This is a genomic window from Arhodomonas sp. KWT2, assembly GCF_041949875.1.
Taxonomy (GTDB): domain Bacteria; phylum Pseudomonadota; class Gammaproteobacteria; order Nitrococcales; family Nitrococcaceae; genus Arhodomonas; species Arhodomonas aquaeolei.
This window is the reverse complement of record NZ_JBHFPQ010000043.1, coordinates 141,684-158,262: the sequence shown is the minus strand read 5'-3', so window position 1 is coordinate 158,262 and position 16,579 is coordinate 141,684. Positions and strand designations below refer to the sequence as shown.

Genomic DNA, 16,579 nt, shown 5'->3' with positions numbered 1-16,579 from the left:
GGGCGTTACCCGCCCGCCTGGAGCAGTCCGCGCAGCCGTGCCGTGTCCACGGGCTTGTGGAGCAGTCCCACCCCCAGCTCCCGGCACTGGTGCGTCAGCCATTCCCCGCGTTCGCTGGTGATGATGATCGTGTGCAGTCCCGGCTGCCCGGCGCGCAGCCGGGCGGCGAGCTCGAGGCCGTTCTCGCCGGCGCCGCCGAGGTGGTAGTCGATCAGGGCCGTTGTCGTGGCTTCCGGGGCCCGCTCGGGTGGGGCGTAGCAGGTGTGCACCCGGGCTCCCCACTGGCGCAGCAGCGTCGCTATGCCGAGCATCACCGCCTGGTCGTTCTCCACCACCAGCACCTCCTCGCCGGCGAGATCCCGGGCATGGGTGCGGGTGTCCGCGCGCTGGCCGGATTCCCGCGCCCGTGCCGGATCGCCGGCGGGGAGGGTGAGTCCGAAGCCCGAGCCGTGGCCGGGGCGGGAGCGCAGCACGATACCGGCGCCGATGAGCTCGGCGATCATTCGAACGATGGTCAACCCGAGGCCGAGTCCCTGGGCCTCGCCATCACGGCCGTTGGGTAGCTGGTAGAAGCTTCGGAAGATACGCTGCCGCTCCCGTTCGGGGATGCCCGGACCGGTGTCGTAGACCCCCACCCGCCAGGCACCTCGCCGTCGGCGCGCGGTCAGCAGGATGCCGCCGTTGCGGGTGTAGCGTACGGCGTTGCCGAGGAGGTTGCGCACGGCGCGCTCCACCAGCACTGGGTCGCTGTACACGGTCGCCGGGGGGCAGCGCACGCGGCAGGTCAGGTCCGTGCTCTCGGCGTGCAGGCGGTACTCCCCGCCCAGACGGTGCAGCAGGGTGTCGAGCCGGAAATGCGTCGGCTGGGGCTGAACCACGCCGGAGTCGAGCTTGGCGATGTCGATGAGGCTGCCGAGGAGGCTCTCCATGGTCTCCAGTGTCGCCTGGCCGCTGGCGGCGAGGTCGAGGACCTCGTCGTCGTCGGCGCTGTCGGCGATGGCCTGCAGCAGCAGCCGTGCCGCGGTCAGGGGCTGCTGCAGGTCGTGGCTCACCGCGGTCAGGAAGTTCGACTTGTTGGCGCTGGCGCGTTCGGCACGGGCCTTGGCGCGCTGGAGCTCGTCCTCGGCGGAGCGCCGCCGGGCGATCTCGTCCATGAGTCGCCGGTTGGCCTCGACGAGCTCGGCGGTGCGGGCCTTGACCGTTTCCTCCAGCACCGCCGCGGTCTCGAACAGGGCGTAGTCGCCGCCGCGGCTGCCCTGGTCCTGCTCGGCGCGTTCCATGAGCACGTCCACCATGCGCTGCAGGCGCTCGTTCTCGCTGCGTAGCTGCTCGATCTCCGCGGTCCCGGCGTGTTGCGTGTCAGTCATGACCCAGGGCGATCCCCGTGAACGTCTGGTTGAGGTGCATGCGCTCGAACTGCTCGCCGTACGTGGCCATGCCGCAGACGCCGAAGCGCGCGAGCAGTCCGTTCATGGCGGTTTCCAGTCCCTTGTGCTCGATCTCCCGGTGGCGCAGGGCGCAGTCGAAGGCGAGGGTAGAGGCGATGCCGCCGAGGTCGTCCGCCATCGTCTCGAAGCGATGCTGCAGGTCGGCGGCGAGGTCCCCCGCCATTGCGACGCGCAGCACGATCCCCTGATCGACGGCGCAGGTGAACGCCAGTCCTTCGCCGGGATCGGTGGAGACGAGACGTACCGAACGGATGTAGTAGGAATCGCCGACCTTCACCGCCGGTGGGCTGTTGGCGAGCACGGCGGGGGTGAGCAGCTCCGGCGCGGTGCCGATGGCGCGGGCGTATTCGTGCGCTGCGGGACGACCGTTGAGCTCCAGCACCACCCGCCGGTCCGGGTCGGCACGGGTGACCAGCAGCCGCTGCGGACCGGGGGTGAAGTGGTGCGTGGAGAACGCGCGGAAAGCCCGGCGGGGGCGCAGGAGGACGAGCACCGCGGCGTTGTCGCGGCCACGGCCCTCGTGCCAGATGCGCCCGGAGCGCTCGCGGAAGTGGTCTCCGGCGGACCCCCCGACCAGCCGCAGATTGCCCAGCCCCTGTGCGATGGACGCCACCAGGCGTTCCTCGCACTGGGCCATCCCGTCCACCAGCAGCAGCGCAAAGGTGTCCTCCGGGCCCGGCGGTTCGCCGGTGAGGCGGTGCATCTCGCTCTTCAGCCAGTTCGCCGCCTGGAAGCCGCGGGAGAAGTCCATCCGGTCGACGTCCTCCAGCGTTGCCGTGACTACCTCGGTTTCCGAAGGGAATGCCGCGGCGCTGATGCCGTGGCGCCGATAGCCCGACGGTCCAAGCACCGCGGAGCCCACGGTCCCCAGCACCCGTGCCCCCGGGCGGTGGCCCGCCAGCCGCTCGCTCACCGCCTCCAGCGGGTAGTCGCCGGAGCACCAGAGCAGGATCAGCGAACGCGTCTCGGCGCCGAGGCCGCGGTCGATCTCCGCGGCAGCGCGTCCGGGATCGTCGAGGGTGCTGTCCACGCGGCGAATCGCGGCGCCGTGCCGGCCCGGTGTCGCTGACAACCGGCGTGGTTGCTGCATCTGCTCTCCTCCCCGCCGCCATCCGGGTCCCTTACCCGGGGATCGTAGCAGCATACACCGGCGCACCGTGCTCGCCCGGGGGATGACGCGACGCCCGCCGTATTCCGGCGGTTCCTAACACTTTCGGGCTATGGGGCGGGGTGAAAAATGCTGCGAGGGGGCAATACAGAAGCTCCCGGTACCCTCCTAGGATTTGTTAACGCGCAATGACAACGATCAACGAAATACCGAGGAGGGAGGTCATGCCGCGTCGAATTACCCCCCAGGCGCCGTTTGCCCTGTGCACGGCTGCCGCGCTTGCGCTGGCGTCGGCGAACGCCGCCGCCTACGAGGTCTACAGCGGTGAGGACGGGTCCAGCCTGAGCCTCGACGCCGAGCTCGGCGTCGGCTATTTCTCCAGCCAGCAGGACTACTCGGGACAGGGCCGGGATGAGGTCAACTGGACCGAGGGCTATTTCAAGGCGGGCGTATCCGGCGAGCGGGTGCTCGGTAACGGGGCGAGCGTCTACGGTGCGCTCAACGGGCTTGCCTCGACCACCGACGGCGACGGCGACGCCGGCGGCTTCAGCACCGGTGACGAGAGCGAGTTCGACGTCGAGGACGCCTACGTCGGCTGGCGTTCCGGCTCGCTCATCGGCGGCGTGGACGATGCGGTGGACCTGTCCGTCGGCAGCCAGTCGTTCACGGTCGGCGACGGCTGGCTGATCAATGGCGATGCGCTCAATTTCGGCGAGGGCTTCGGCGACTCCCTGAGCCGCGGCGGCGCCTACTGGCTCGCACCGCGCCATGCCTTCCGCCGCACCGCCATCGCCCGCTTCGAGACGGGCACGCCCTGGCGCGGCGATGCCTTCTATCTGGGCTCGGACAACGACGCCCAGGGCGACACCGAGCTCGCCGGCCTCAATGTCGAATACAACGACGAGGGCTGGGGCACGCTCGGGGCCACCTATCTGCATGTGCTTGACGTCGACGAGGACGACCTCGGCGGCGCCTACGCCTCCCGCGACGGACTGAATACCGTCAGCCTGCGCGGCAACAGCAGCCTCGGCATCGAGAACGCGGACTTCCGCTTCGAGGCCACCCTGCAGCGGGGCAGCCCCGCGAACGCGGCCGACGTGAAGGCCCACGCATGGTATGTCGAGGGCAGCTACCAGTTCGCGGACGTGTGGCTCGCCCCCAAGCTGACCTACCGCTTCAGCAGCTTCTCCGGCGACGACCCGGACACCGCCGACAACGAGGCCTTCGACCCGCTGTTCTACGGCTTCAGCCGCGGTTACGGGACGTGGTTCCAGGGTGAGGTCGCGGGCAACTACACGGGGCCGTTCAACTCCAACACCGACGTGCAGCATGTGGGGCTGTATCTCCACCCGCACGAGCGTGTGCGCCTCGGTGCGCTGTATTTCGACTTCAACACCCGCGAGACCGCGCCGGGGATGAGCGACGACTACGCCCAGGAGCTGGACGTGTTCATGGAGTACGCGGCCACAGAGCGGCTGTTCATCTCGCCGGTGTACTCGCGCTTCAACCCGGGGGATGGCTTCTCCGGCCCCGACGAGACCAACAATTACTTCCAGGTCATCGCGATCTGGAACTTCTGAGCCAGAGGACGAGAGGCAGGCAATGACGCAAGCGGCAGAGCAGCAATCCGTATTCGCCGGGGTCTCCGCGGCGGCCCGGGCGTTCGTCGAGCGCGAGCACGGACACTACATCGGCGGCGAATGGGTCGGCGCCTCCGGCGGCGAGCGCCTGCCGGTGCACGACCCGGCGACGGGGGCCGTCATGACCCACGTCGCCGGCGGCCAGGGAGCCGATGTTGACCGCGCCGTCAACGCGGCGCGGCGCGCCTTCGAGGACGCCGAATGGTCGCGTATGCGGCCGGTGGACCGGGAACGCCTCCTGTTCCGGCTGGCGGACGCCATCGAGGTGCACGCCGACGAGCTCGCGGAGATCGAGAGCCTGGACCAGGGCAAGGCCGTGGGGATGGCCCGTAACCTGGACCTGACCATGGCCGTGGACTTCGTGCGCTACATGGCGGGCTGGGCCACCAAGATCGACGGACGAAGTGTCGAGCCCTCGGTGCCCTACCTCCCGGATCAGCGCTTCACCGGCTGGACCCGCAAGGAGCCGGTGGGCGTGGTGGGGGCGATCGTGCCCTGGAACTTCCCGATCCTGATGGCCGTGTGGAAGCTCGCCCCGGCGGTCGCCACCGGCTGCACCGCGGTGCTCAAGCCCGCCGAGGAGACGCCGCTGTCCGCGCTGCGCCTCGCCGAGCTGGCCGAGTCCGTAGGGGTGCCGGCCGGGGTGATCAACGTGGTCACCGGCGAGGGGCATACCGCGGGTGCGGCGCTATCCGGCCATCCGGGGATCGACAAGGTCGCGTTCACCGGCTCCACCGAGGTCGGCAAGCTCATCGGCAAGGCCGCCATGGACAACATGACCCGCGTGTCCCTGGAGCTCGGGGGCAAGTCGCCGGTGGTCGTGCTCGACGACATGGACCCGGCCGCCGCCGCCCAGGGCGCGGCACAGTCGATCTTCCTCAACCACGGCCAGGTCTGCACCGCCGGCTCGCGGCTATACGTCCACAGTCGCCAGTACGATGCGGTGGTCGACGGTCTCGCCGATATTGCCGGCGGCATGCGCCTGGGGTCCGGACGTGACCCCGAGGCCCAGATGGGGCCGCTGGTCTCCCGCGAGCAGCAGCAGCGGGTGAGCGGCTACATCGACAGCGGCCGCGAGCAGGGCGCGCGGGTGGCCGCCGGCGGTCACACCCGCGAGGGCGGTTACTTCGTCGAGCCCACCATCCTCGCGGATACCAACCACGATATGCGGGTGGTGCGTGAGGAGATCTTCGGCCCGGTGCTCACCGTCATGCCCTATGACGACCTGGACGAAGTCGCGCGTCTGGCCAACGATACCCCGTACGGGCTCGGCGCGAGCATCTGGTCGAATGACCTCTCCCGGGTGCACCGCCTGATCCCGAAGATCCGCGCCGGCACCGTGTGGGTGAACTGCCACAACGTGCTGGACCCGGCGCTGCCGCTGGGCGGGTTCAAGCAGTCCGGCATCGGCCGGGAGCTCGGACGCGAGGTGGTGGACCTGTACACCGAGACCAAGACGGTAATGATGAGTATCTAGACCGTGATTCCGGCGGCGGCCGGTGCCGCCGCCACAACGTCGCGAAGCGAAGGGGGAGAAGATCCATGAAATCGCGAACCCGCCTGGCGCTGCTCATGGCCGGCGTGCTGACCGCCGGCCTGGCGAACGCGCAGCTCGAGCCCGAGCAGCTCTCCGTCGAGGAGCTGCCCGATGCCAGTCCCCACTGGGTATTCGTGGGGGACGTCAGCTTCTTCCACATGCCCGATTCCAAGGTCGTGCTCCTGAACGGCGACGCCGAGACGACCAACGAGGCGTACCTCGGGATGATGTCCACGGGCTACAACCCGGCCATCGAGGTGGCGCCGGACGGCTCCGAGCTCTATTCCGCGGAGACCTACTATTCCCGGGGCACCCGCGGCGATCGTGAGGACATCGTCACGATCTTCGACACGCACACGCTCAAGCCCGTCGGCGAGATCGACATCCCGGAGAAACGCCATTTCTCGCTGCTCCAGCCCTATGGCCTGGTCACGGCCAACGGCGGCAGCGACCTGCTGGTGTTCAACGTCACCCCCGCGACCAGCGTGAGCGTGGTCAGCCTGGAGGACCGTAAGTACCTCAACGAGATCCCGCTGCCGGGCTGCGCGTTCATGTACCCGGCGCCCGAGGGCCGGCGCTTCGGCAGCCTCTGCGCCGACGGCTCATTCGTGGTGGTGGACTACGACGGCGACGGCAAGGAGACCGACCGCAACCGCATGCAGCTCTTCGACGCGGGCACCAGCCATCTCTTCGAGAAGCCGGTGTACGTCGACGACACGCTGTACTTCGTCTCCCACGAGGGCACCGTCCACCCGGTGAACTGGAGTGGCAAGATGCCCGAGTTCGGCGATACCTGGCAGCTCGCGAGCGACAGCGAGCGCAAGGCCGGCTGGCTGCCCGGCGGCTGGCAGATGGAGGCCGGGCACTCCGGCAGTGACAGTCTTTACGTGCTCATGCACAAGGGCGGCGAGAACACCCACAAGGATCCGGGTACCGAGGTGTGGGTATACGACACCGGCTCCGGCGACCGCAGCCAGCGTATCGAGCTCAAGAACGCCGCCGTGTCGATCCAGACCACCGCCGACGACGAGCCGCTGCTGTTCGCCCTGCGTGCCGACTTCTCGGGCATGGACGTCTACGACGCTCAGTCGGGGGAGTACCTGCACGGCTATGACGGCTTTGCGGACACGCCGTTCCTTATGCGGCGGCCGTAGGAGGCCATGATGATCGATCCGGTAATCAGCGGGATCGCCAGGGGCGTGGTCGCCGTGCTGCTGCTCGCCGCCGCGGTCTACAAGCTGCGGGACACCGCCGGCTTCCGGCGCTCGATCCGGGACTATGCCCTGGTCAATGAGGCCCTGGTCCGGCCGCTCGCGTGGGTCATTCCCCTCGCGGAGGTGGCCGCCGCCGCGGCGGTGGTCTTCGAGCCCACCCGGGTCGCCGGGGCGACGCTGGCGGCGGTGCTGTTCGCGGTGTTCACCCTGGCGATCGGCGTGAACCTCGCGCGGGGCCGGCGCGACATCGACTGCGGCTGCTTCGGCCCCTCCCAGGGCCAGCAGCTCAGCGGGTGGCTGCTACCGCGCAACGTGGTGCTGGTGGCGCTCGCCGGCGTGGCGGCCCTGCCGCCGACCGGCCGCGCCCTCGGCGGGCTGGATTACTTCACTCTCGCCGCGGGCGTCGTCGCCTTCGTGCTGGTGTTCATCGTCTCGAACGTGGTGATCGGGCTGGCCCCGCAGGCGGCCGCCCTCAGGAGGAAACATGACTAACGCGCTCATCGTATCCAACGTGGCGCTCTGGCTGGCGGTTCTGGCCCTGGGCGTGCTCCTCATGGCGCTGGTGCGCCAGATCGGGGTGCTCCACGAGCGGCTCGGCCCGGCCGGGGCGCTGATGATCGACAAGGGGCCGAAGGTCGGCGAGGCCGCACCGATCCACGAGTCCCGCGACCTGGCCGGCGAGCCGGTCAAGATCGGTGGCATCCAGGCGGACCAGCGCAGCACGCTGGTGTTTTTCCTGGCGCCGAACTGTCCGGTCTGCAAGAGTCTGCTGCCGATGCTCAAGTCCGTGGCCGAGCAGGAGGCGGACTGGCTGCGCCTGGTCTTCGCCAGTGACGGCGACGAGTCGGATCACCGGGCATTCGCCGAGGCCCAGGGGCTGGGCGGCTTTCCGTACCTGGTCTCGACGGAGCTTGGCATGAGCTACCAGATCGGCAAGCTGCCCTACGCGGTGATCCTCGACAGCGAGGGGCGCATCAGCGCCAAGGGCCTGGTGAACTCCCGCGAGCACATCGAGAGCCTGTTCCACGCCAGCGAGCTGCGCCTGCCCTCGATCCAGGCCTGGCTCGAGCGCCAGAAGCAGGCGGAGGCGGACAATCAGGACAACGGCGGCGTGCGTCTGCACAAGGCCTGAGGAGGGGAAACAGCATGAAGTGGATGGACAGTTTCATCGAGAAGTACGCCCGAAGCTCCGTGAACCGGGGCTCGCGCCGCAGCTTCCTGCGCCGCATGGGCACGGTCGTCGTCGGTGCCTCGGCCCTGCCGCTGCTGCCGGTGGACCGGGTGGCCGCGGCGACCGGCGGCGACGGCGACGGCAAGACCGGTGATCCCGGGGACCCGACGTCCTGCGACTACTGGCGCTACTGTGGCGTGGACGGCTTCCTGTGCGCCTGCTGCGGCGGCTCGGCGAGCACCTGCCCGCCGGGCTCGGAGCCGTCGCCGATTACCTGGGTCGGCACTTGCCGGAACCCGTCGGACGGGCGCAGCTACATCATCTCCTACAACGACTGCTGCGGGCAGGGCAGCTGCAACCGCTGTGCGTGTACCCGCAACGAGCGCGAGACCCCGACCTACGACATCCGTCGGGACAACGACACCAACTGGTGCCTGGCGGCGAAGAGCATGTCCTACCACTGCTCCACCGCCGTGGTCGTGGGGCTGGCCGATGAGTAGAGGCTGGCTTGCGGCCGCCGTCGCAGCCATCGGGGTGGGCGCTTCCGCGCCCGCCCCGGCGGCGGACGGTCAGGCGGTGTTCCAGGACAACTGCGTTGTCTGTCACCAGGCGAACGCCCGGGGCGCCCCCGGATTCATCCCGCCGCTGGCGGATACCCTGGGTAATTACCTCCATGTGTCCGGCGGGGAGTATTACCTGGCGAATGTGCTCACCAACGGCCTGGTGGGCCGGATCAGTGTCAGCGGCGGAACCTACGACAGCAACATGCCATCGTTCGCGGGCCAGCTTTCCCACGGGGAGATCGCTGCGGTGCTCGACTACGTGCTGCGCCACTTCAACGCCGACAGCCTGCCGGAGGAGTACCGCACGCTGACCGCCGAACGGGTCGCCGCACTCGCGGACGAGGACCTCACCGCCAATGACATGCACGCCCGGCGAGGCGAGCTCATCGGGCGGCTCGGGGAGGAGGGACTGAAGCGATGAAGGGCTCTGCGCTCGCCGGTGCCGCGCTGGCGCTTACCCTTGCCGCCACGGCCGGCCATGCCGGGCCGCGTGGCGACTACATGCTGGAGTGTGCCGGCTGCCACCTCCAGGATGGCTCCGGCATGGCGCCGAAGGTGCCGGACATGCGCGGCATCATCGGCCGGATGGTGCAGCTTCCCGAGGGACGGGCCTACCTGGGCCGGGTGCCGGGCGCGGCGCTCTCACCGCTGAACGACGCGGACCTGGCCGCGGTGATGAACTGGAGCCTGAAGGCGTTCGCACCGCAGAGCACGCCCGCGGACTTCGAGCCGTATACGGCGGAGGAGGTCGCACGGCTGCGCTCGGATCCGATCCAGAAGCCGGCCAAGGCGCGCCGCGAGCTCCTGAAGGCACTGGCCAAGGCCGGTATCGACGGCGGCGGCTGAAACAGGGTGCGGGCGCGGCCGCGGGGGCCGCGCCCGGCGATGGGGTCAGTCGATCAGCCGCCACTGACCGTCATGGATCTCGGCCATGCGGAAGGCCGTCTTCCGGTCCAGGCCCATATGGTCGTCGCTGCCCAGGTTGAAGATCCCCGTTACCCCGACGTAGTCCGAGACGGTCTCCAGCGCGTCCCGCACCGCGGGGCGCGCGGTCGTCCCCGCCTTGCGCACGGCCCGCACGTATAAGTGCAGGGCATCGTAGGCATACCCCCCGAAGGTCGAGGCGGGCTCCCCGTAGCGCCCCTCGTAGGCCGCCTTGTAGTCCATCAGCACCGTTTTCTGCGGATCGTCGGCGGGCAGCTGGTCGGCGACCAGCAGCGGTGGTGCGGGCAGGCGTACGCCTTCGGCGGCATTCTCGCCGGCGAGCTCGATGAACTTGTCGGAGGCGACGCCATGGGACTGGTAGAGCGGCAGCTCCAGGCCGAGCTGGTGGTAGTTGCGCGTCACGATCGCCGGGCCCTGACCGAAGCCGAACACGAAGATCGCCTGCACCCCCTCGGTGTTGGCGATGCTGGTGAGCTGCGCGGACATGTCGGTGTCCTTGGGGGCGTAGGTCTCGTCGGCGACCACCTCGATGCCGTGTGCCTCGGCGATGGCGAGCGACTGCTTGCGCCCGGAGGAGCCGAACCCGCCGCTGCCCGAGAGCAGGCCGATGCGCTCGATCCCCCGCCGGCTCATGTCGTCGAATACCCGCGCCGCCGCCATGCGGTCCGTCTGCGGTGTCTTGAAGATCCAGCTGCGGGTGGGCTCGATCGGGGCGACGGAGCCGGAGAGGCTGATGAAGGGCATCTCCCCGCGTTTCATCAGCGGCATCACCGCCATGGTGCTGCCGGTCAGCCCGCCGATGACCACGTCCACCTGGTCGGCGCTGATCAGCCGCTTGGCAAAGGTGCGGGCCTTGGCGGCGCTGCCGCCGGTGTCATAGGCCACCAGCTCTAGCTGCCGGCCGAGCACGCCGCCGGCCTCGTTGAGCCGGTCGACGTAGAGCTCCAGGGTCTTCTTCTCCGGGTCGCCCAGGAATGAGGCCGGGCCGGTGACGGGCATGAACCCACCGATGCGCACCGGCTCCTTGGCGGCCAGAGGGGCGCTGACGGTGAGGCTGCACAGCCCCAGGGCGAATCCTATGGCAAGGCGCCTGAACATGGGTGTCTCCTCCTTCGGTTTGTCGTGTGCCGGTTGTTCCGGCTTTTTGTGGTAGTTCGCGGCCCGGTTCAGGCCGTCTTGTCCGGTCCGTCCGCGGGACGGGCCTGGTGATAGCGGCCGGTGACGAACACCAGCGGCTCGCCCGCCGGGCTCGCGTCGAAGTCCTCGACGCGGCCCAGGAAGATGTCGTGATCCCCGCCGTCGTAGCGCAGCGCCTGCCGGCACTGGAAATGCGCCAGACAGCCCTCGATGACCGGTGCGCCACCGGCCCCGGCCCACCAGCGTACGCCCTCGAACTTGTCCGGCCGGGCGGTGGCAAAGCGCTGCGAGAGGTCGCGCTGTCCGGTGGTGAGCACGTTGACCGTGAAGTGCGTGGCCCGCTCGAACGCCGCCCGGCTGGGCGAGCGGCGCACCAGGCTCCACAGCACCAGCGGCGGCTCCAGGGACACGGAGCTGAACGAGTTCACTGTGAGTCCCACCGGTGAGCCGTCCTCACCCCGGGTTGTGACGATGGTCACGCCGGTGGCGAAGCAGCCGAGGGCGTTGCGCAGCGCCTGCGGGTCGATGGTGGTGTCGTCGTGCATGGGTAAGGCCGTTGCCGTAGCCATCGCGTCCTCCGTCAGGCGGTGGCGGTGTGCCCGAGCCGGCGGTTGACCCGCGGCATGACCTCCTCGGCGACGAGCTGCATGGAGCGTTTTACCGTCTCCGGCGGCATGTGGCCGAAGTTCTGCAGCATCATCACGTGCTGTACGCCGTTGCCGTAGAGCTCGACGAGCTTGTCGGCGACCTCGTCCGGCGTGCCGAACAGAGACAGGCCGCTCGCCATGATGTCGTCGTAGGTCTGTTTCTTGGCGTAGAGCCGGGAATCGACATACAGATCGAACGGATCGGCGGCGTTACGGCGCACCTCCTCGGCGGATTCGGCGACGTGGGTGTGCAGCGCGACCACGGCGTCGTCGCTGTGCCCGGGCAGGCCCGCTTCGGCGCGGCCCTGGTGGTAGCTGTGCACCAGCGGGGCGATCTCGTCCCAGCCGTCCACCGAGGCGTAGGGCACGCACACGAGGTCGTGGCCGGCATGGCCGATGTGATAGGCGGCCTCGGCGCGCAGCACGGCGACCTTGATCGGCGGGTGCGGGTCCTGCACAGGCGGGACGTTGAGCTTCACGCCGTCCAGGTGCTGGTAGGTGCCCTCGTGGGTCACGCGCTCGCCGGCGAGCAGGCGGCGCACCAGGCCCAGGTTCTCGTCGAAGCGGTCGCGTTTCTCCGCACCCTCGACGCCGAAGCCCTCGAATTCGTGCTTGAGATAGCCCGAGCCGACGCCGAGCACCAGCCGGCCGCCGGACAGCGCGTCGACCATGGCGTAGCTCTCCGCGACCACCCGCGGGTCGTGGAAGGTGAGGATGGAGATCGCCGAGCCCAGGCGGATGCGCTGGGTGTGCGCGGCCAGGTGGCTTAGCATGACCGCCGGGTTCGGCACCGCGCCGTACTCGTGGAAATGGTGCTCGGCGACGAAGAAGGTGTCGTAGCCGAGGCGGTCTGCCAGGCGGGCCTGGTCGACCACCTCGCGGTAGAGTCCGGGCACGGTGCGCTCGTGGCCGGGGTACTTCTCGCCGGGGTAGTGATCCTGGACCGAGAAGATGGAATAGCGCATGGGGTCCTGCTGGGGCCCCGCGGTCCGGGGGGTGGCACTGGCGGTGCTCATGGCTCTCCTCCGTTCTGATATATGAAATACGTTATGAAAAACATAATACCCCCGATGGGTATCGTCAACACGGCAACAGGGACAGGCAATGACAGGTGAGGAACGTGCCCAGCAGGGCGTGCGCTCGGTGGAGACGGGGCTGGCGCTGGTGGCCGCGCTCGGGGCGGCGGATACCGGGCTGGGATTGGGGTGCCTTGCGCGCCGGGCGGGCATGGCGCCGGCAAAGGCCCACCGTTACCTGGTGAGCCTGGTGCGGGCCGGGCTGGTGGAGCAGCATCCGGAGACCGGTCACTACGACCTTGGCCCGCTGGCGCTGGAGCTTGGCATGGCGGCGCTGCGGCGGCTGGATATCGTCCGGCTGGCGGACGCCACGCTGCACCGGCTGCGCGACGATCTCGACGAGACGGTGCTGTTCGCGGTATGGGGCAACCGCGGGCCGACGGTGGTGCGCTGGTTGGAGAGTTCCGAGGCGGTGACGGTGAACGTGCGCCTGGGCTCCGTGATGCCCCTGTGCCGCTCCGCCACCGGCCGGGCCTTCCTCGCCTGGGGCGCGAGGCGGGTGATCGAGCCACTGCTCGATGCGGAACTGGCGGCGGCAGACGACCCGGAGGTGGAGCGCGGACGCATGGAGGCGCTGGCGGCGCAGACCCGCAGTGACGGCGTCTCCACCGTTGCCGGGGACCTGCTGCCCGGGGTGGCCGCAGTGGCCGCGCCGGTGTTCGACCACCAGGACGAGGTCGCGGGCGTGGTGACCGCGCTCGGCTATGCGGGCGGCTTCGACGCGGATCCCGCCGGTGACACGGCGCGGACGGTGCGCGCCGCCGCCGACGATCTTTCCCGGCGTCTGGGCCACCGCGGCGCGGGTGGCGACGGGTAGTGGCGGGGCGGTCCCGCCGGCCTCAGCCCTCGCCGGCGAGGAAGGCCTGCACCCGCGTCGCGAGCCATGCCGGGGTCTCGAGCATGGGGTAGTGGCCGGCGCCCTCGATGGGCTCGATAGCGCAGTGGTCGAACCACTCGCCGATGGTGGCGGAGAGGGACTCCGGGGTGATCGCGCCGTCGTGGAGCCCGGCCAGGCCGAGGAACGGGGTCTCGCAGCCGTTGAGCGCGCGGGAGAAGTCGCCGTCCGCCCAGTCCGCGAAGTACGCGGCGAAGGTCGCCTCGTCACAGGCCTCGAAGGAGTCCCGGATCATGCGCTCGAGCCACAGTGGCCCAAGGCGGGCGCCGGTGGTCAGCTCCAGGATCGCCCCGCGGGCGGCGCCGTCGCGGGCGGCGGACTCGAACAGGGCGCGGCCCTCGTCGTCGAAGGGCGTCGGCGCCGCCGGTACCGGGGTGATGCCCACCGCGCGGGTGACGCGGTCCTCCGCGTAGGTGCACAGCCATTGCGCGGCCTTTCCGCCCATGGAGTGGCCGGCGACGCCGAACTCCCGCCAGCCCAGGTGGTCCGCCACCGTCAGCGCGGCGCGTCCCATGCCCTCGATGCTCGGGGGCAGCTCCACATGGCGCGAGCCGCCGTAGCCGGGGGCGTCGACGAAGGCGAAGCTGAACCGCCGGGTATCGAGCCAGGGGTAGAGCGGCGCATAGACGGTGTGGTCCGAGAACCAGCCGTGGAGCACGATCACGGGCTCGGGGCCGTTGCCGATATGACAGAAGGCGGGCAGGGTCATGGGCGTCTCTCCTCCGGGCCGTGCCTCGCCACAGTGTGGCCCACGTGGACGGTGGATGACACCCGTCACCGGGCACCGGCGTCGGCCGGGCCCGGCGGGGAGGGCATGGGACTACTCGTCGTAGTCCAGCACGACGCGGTCGCTGACCGGGTAGCTCTGGCAGCTCAGCACGTAGCCCGCCTCGATCTCGTAGTCCTCCAGGGCGTAGTTCACGTCCATCTCGACGTCACCCTCGACGACCTTGGCCCGGCAGGTCGAGCACACGCCGCCCTTGCAGGAGAAGGGCAGGTCGGCCCCGGCCTCCAGGCCCGCTTCCAGGATCGGCTGGGTGTTGCGCGCCAGGTCGAAGACGATCTCCTGGCCGTCGACGCGCACCGCGATCTCGCTGGAGGAGTGGTCGGCGTTGGTGTCGTTGGCCCGTTCCTGCTGACGCTGCTTGACCTCGCCGGGGGTGGTGAACAGTTCGAAGTGCACCCGCTCGGCGGCCATGTCATGGGCCTTCAGGGATTCGGAGGCGGCATGGATCATGGGCTCGGGACCGCAGATGAAGGCCTCGTCCACGTCGTCGATGTCGATCCACTGGCGGAACAGCGCCTCCAGCTTGTCACCGTCGATGCGGCCGTGGAAGAGGTCGATGTCGGTGCGCTCGCGGCTCATGATGTTGATGAGGTTGAAGCGCCCCATGTAGGCGTTCTTCAGGTCCTCGATCTGCTCACGGAAGATCATGGATGCCGTCGAGCGGTTGCCGTAGATCAGCGTCACGCGGCTGCCCGGCTCGGTGTGAAGCGCCGTGCGCGCCAGCGACATGATCGGGGTGATGCCACTGCCGGCGGCGATAGCGAGGTAGTGCTTGCGGTTCGCCGGATCGAAGGCCGTGTTGAAGTGGCCCTGCGGCGGCATGACCTCGAGCCGGTCACCGGGGCGCAGCTCGCTGTTGGCGAAGCTCGAGAAGCGCCCGTGGGGCTGGGTCTTGATCGCCACGCGCAGCTCCTCGTCCTGCACCCCGGTGCAGATCGAGTAGGTCCGCATGACCTCCTCGCCATCGATCCAGGTGCGCAGCGCCAGGTGCTGGCCCGGGGCGTAGCGGTAGGTCTCGCGCAGCGTCTCGGGCACGTCGAAACGGATGGAGACGGTGTCGCGGGTCTCCTGACGGACGTCGGTGACGGTGAGTTCGTGGAATCGGGACATAACCGGTGTTCTCTCCTCGTGATACGGCCCGGGGACGGGGCCTAGATGCACTTGAAGTAGTCGAAGGGCTCCAGGCAGTCGTCGCAGCGGTAGTGCGCCTTGCAGGCCGTCGAGCCGAACTCGCTCACCCGCGTGGTGTTGGTGGAGCCGCAGCGTGGACAGGCGACCGCCGGCAGCGGCGCGAACAGCCCGCGCTTGCTGGTGGAGCGGCCCTCCGGCGGGGCGATGCCGTAGGCGCGCAGCTTCTGCCGGCCGGCCTCGGTGAGCCAGTCGGTGGTCCAGGCCGGCGAGATCCGTTCCTCGACGCGTACGCGGTCGACGCCGTGGGCGCGCACGGTATCGCGCACACCCTGCTCGATGGTCCGCATCGCCGGGCAGCCGGAGTAGGTCGGCGTGATCACGACCACCAGCTCGTCGCCGTCCCAGCGGATATCCTGGAGGATGCCGAGATCCGCGATCGTGAGCACCGGGATCTCGGGATCGGTCACCGACTCCAGCCAGCCGCGGACGGTGTCCGCCGGCGGGCGGCGGTCCGTGTCGTTACCAGCGCGCATCGGGATAGGCCCTGGGCAGCTGCTGCATCTCCGCGAGCAGGTAGCCGAGATGCTCGCTGTGATGCCCCTGCTTGCCGCCGGACTGCATCCAGCCGTCCTCCGGCCGTTCGAGCCCCGCCTCGGCGAAGACCTCGTCGACGTGGCCGGACCAGCGCTCGCGCACGGCGGCGAGGTCGGCGCCCACGCCGGCGGCGTGCATGGCCTCGTCCACCGTGTCGCCGGTGAACAGCTCGCCCGTGAACGGCCACAGCCGCTCGACGGCATCGATCACGCGGCGGCGGCTCTCGTCGGTGCCGTCGCCGAAGCGGATCATCCACTCGCCGCTGCGCCGCAGGTGGTAGCCCACCTCCTTGGCGGACTTGGTGGCGATCTCGGCGACCCGCGGGTCCGTGGAGCCGGCGAGCTGCTCGAGCAGCGGCAGGTGGAAGGCGTCGAAGAGGAACTGCCGCGCGATGGTCATCGCGTAGTCGCCGTTCGGCTGCTCCACCAGCAGCGTGTTATGGAAGTCGAGCACGTCCCGGTGGAAGGCGAGACGGTCGGCGTCGCCCCCGCCGCGGAGTTCGGCCGCGTACTCCAGCCAGGACTTGGCCTGGCCGATGAGGTCGAGGGAGACGTTGGCCGTGGCCATCTCCTCCTCCAGCGCCGGGGCGTGACCGACCCACTCGGACAGCCGCTGGCCAAGGACCAGGGCGTTGTCCGCCAGGCGCAGGACGTAGGTCTGCAGATGCTGATCGTCGCTCATCTCCG

General features: G+C 69.6%; 18 protein-coding genes. 9 read left to right on the top strand and 9 right to left on the bottom strand.

Annotated features, from left to right (window positions below):
* Positions 1 to 5: 5 nt before the first annotated feature.
* Positions 6 to 1,367, bottom strand: coding sequence for a hybrid sensor histidine kinase/response regulator (locus tag ACEZHJ_RS10065; RefSeq protein WP_163138604.1), 1,362 nt, complete (start codon positions 1,365 to 1,367; stop codon positions 6 to 8).
* Entirely contained in the window at positions 1,360 to 2,538 is a 1,179-nt protein-coding gene (locus ACEZHJ_RS10060) for an FIST N-terminal domain-containing protein (protein WP_163138605.1), read from the bottom strand. Before ACEZHJ_RS10060 ends, ACEZHJ_RS10065 begins: the two co-directional genes overlap by 8 nt.
* A gap of 242 nt (positions 2,539 to 2,780) precedes the next feature.
* Here ACEZHJ_RS10060 and ACEZHJ_RS10055 point away from each other — a divergent pair, with 242 nt between their 5' ends.
* The 8 genes from ACEZHJ_RS10055 to ACEZHJ_RS10020 all read left to right on the top strand — a co-directional run bounded on the left by ACEZHJ_RS10055 (position 2,781) and on the right by ACEZHJ_RS10020 (position 9,527).
* Positions 2,781 to 4,136, top strand: a complete 1,356-nt coding sequence (locus tag ACEZHJ_RS10055; protein WP_163138606.1) for an alginate export family protein — start codon at positions 2,781 to 2,783, stop codon at positions 4,134 to 4,136.
* Positions 4,137 to 4,158: 22 nt separating this feature from the next.
* A complete protein-coding gene (locus ACEZHJ_RS10050) occupies positions 4,159 to 5,673 on the top strand; it encodes an aldehyde dehydrogenase (RefSeq protein WP_163138607.1) in 1,515 nt (504 codons plus the stop codon).
* A 65-nt stretch (positions 5,674 to 5,738) separates the two neighbouring features.
* Complete coding sequence (locus ACEZHJ_RS10045; protein ID WP_163138608.1) at positions 5,739 to 6,887, top strand: amine dehydrogenase large subunit; 1,149 nt, start codon at positions 5,739 to 5,741, stop codon at positions 6,885 to 6,887.
* 9 nt (positions 6,888 to 6,896) lie between these two features.
* A complete protein-coding gene (locus ACEZHJ_RS10040; protein WP_375036472.1) occupies positions 6,897 to 7,439 on the top strand; it encodes a MauE/DoxX family redox-associated membrane protein in 543 nt (180 codons plus the stop codon).
* Positions 7,432 to 8,079 carry a methylamine dehydrogenase accessory protein MauD gene (gene mauD / locus ACEZHJ_RS10035; RefSeq protein WP_163138610.1) on the top strand — a complete coding sequence of 216 codons (648 nt, stop codon included), beginning with the start codon at positions 7,432 to 7,434 and terminating at the stop codon, positions 8,077 to 8,079. Before ACEZHJ_RS10040 ends, mauD begins: the two co-directional genes overlap by 8 nt.
* Positions 8,080 to 8,093: 14 nt before the next feature.
* Positions 8,094 to 8,618, top strand: coding sequence for a methylamine dehydrogenase light chain (locus tag ACEZHJ_RS10030; protein ID WP_163138611.1), 525 nt, complete (start codon positions 8,094 to 8,096; stop codon positions 8,616 to 8,618).
* Entirely contained in the window at positions 8,611 to 9,102 is a 492-nt protein-coding gene (locus tag ACEZHJ_RS10025; RefSeq protein WP_163138612.1) for a cytochrome c, read from the top strand. Before ACEZHJ_RS10030 ends, ACEZHJ_RS10025 begins: the two co-directional genes overlap by 8 nt.
* Positions 9,099 to 9,527 (top strand): hypothetical protein, encoded by a 429-nt coding sequence (locus ACEZHJ_RS10020; RefSeq protein WP_375036471.1) that lies wholly within the window; start codon positions 9,099 to 9,101, stop codon positions 9,525 to 9,527. The genes ACEZHJ_RS10025 and ACEZHJ_RS10020 overlap by 4 nt, the downstream gene beginning before the upstream one ends.
* Before the next feature lie 45 nt (positions 9,528 to 9,572).
* Here ACEZHJ_RS10020 and ACEZHJ_RS10015 read toward each other — a convergent pair whose 3' ends face one another.
* From ACEZHJ_RS10015 to ACEZHJ_RS10005, 3 genes are all read right to left on the bottom strand, one after another.
* Positions 9,573 to 10,724 (bottom strand): ABC transporter substrate-binding protein, encoded by a 1,152-nt coding sequence (locus ACEZHJ_RS10015; RefSeq protein ID WP_259199592.1) that lies wholly within the window; start codon positions 10,722 to 10,724, stop codon positions 9,573 to 9,575.
* A gap of 68 nt (positions 10,725 to 10,792) precedes the next feature.
* Positions 10,793 to 11,332: a flavin reductase family protein gene (locus tag ACEZHJ_RS10010; protein WP_240466042.1), complete on the bottom strand. Its 540-nt coding sequence runs from the start codon at positions 11,330 to 11,332 to the stop codon at positions 10,793 to 10,795.
* Positions 11,333 to 11,343: 11 nt separating this feature from the next.
* A complete protein-coding gene (locus tag ACEZHJ_RS10005) occupies positions 11,344 to 12,426 on the bottom strand; it encodes an LLM class flavin-dependent oxidoreductase (protein ID WP_205599685.1) in 1,083 nt (360 codons plus the stop codon).
* Between the two features lie 88 nt (positions 12,427 to 12,514).
* On the opposite strand from ACEZHJ_RS10005, the gene ACEZHJ_RS10000 reads away from it, so the two are divergent.
* Positions 12,515 to 13,303 carry an IclR family transcriptional regulator gene (locus ACEZHJ_RS10000; protein WP_163138614.1) on the top strand — a complete coding sequence of 263 codons (789 nt, stop codon included), beginning with the start codon at positions 12,515 to 12,517 and terminating at the stop codon, positions 13,301 to 13,303.
* Between the two features lie 22 nt (positions 13,304 to 13,325).
* Here ACEZHJ_RS10000 and ACEZHJ_RS09995 read toward each other — a convergent pair whose 3' ends face one another.
* From ACEZHJ_RS09995 to paaC, 4 genes are all read right to left on the bottom strand, one after another.
* Positions 13,326 to 14,090: an alpha/beta fold hydrolase gene (locus ACEZHJ_RS09995; RefSeq protein ID WP_163138615.1), complete on the bottom strand. Its 765-nt coding sequence runs from the start codon at positions 14,088 to 14,090 to the stop codon at positions 13,326 to 13,328.
* A gap of 111 nt (positions 14,091 to 14,201) precedes the next feature.
* Positions 14,202 to 15,278 carry a 1,2-phenylacetyl-CoA epoxidase subunit PaaE gene (gene paaE, locus ACEZHJ_RS09990; RefSeq protein WP_163138616.1) on the bottom strand — a complete coding sequence of 359 codons (1,077 nt, stop codon included), beginning with the start codon at positions 15,276 to 15,278 and terminating at the stop codon, positions 14,202 to 14,204.
* A 41-nt stretch (positions 15,279 to 15,319) separates the two neighbouring features.
* Positions 15,320 to 15,832 (bottom strand): 1,2-phenylacetyl-CoA epoxidase subunit PaaD, encoded by a 513-nt coding sequence (paaD, locus tag ACEZHJ_RS09985; protein WP_163138617.1) that lies wholly within the window; start codon positions 15,830 to 15,832, stop codon positions 15,320 to 15,322.
* Entirely contained in the window at positions 15,819 to 16,574 is a 756-nt protein-coding gene (gene paaC / locus ACEZHJ_RS09980) for a 1,2-phenylacetyl-CoA epoxidase subunit PaaC (RefSeq protein WP_163138618.1), read from the bottom strand. The genes paaD and paaC overlap by 14 nt, the downstream gene beginning before the upstream one ends.
* Between the last annotated feature and the right edge of the window lie 5 nt (positions 16,575 to 16,579).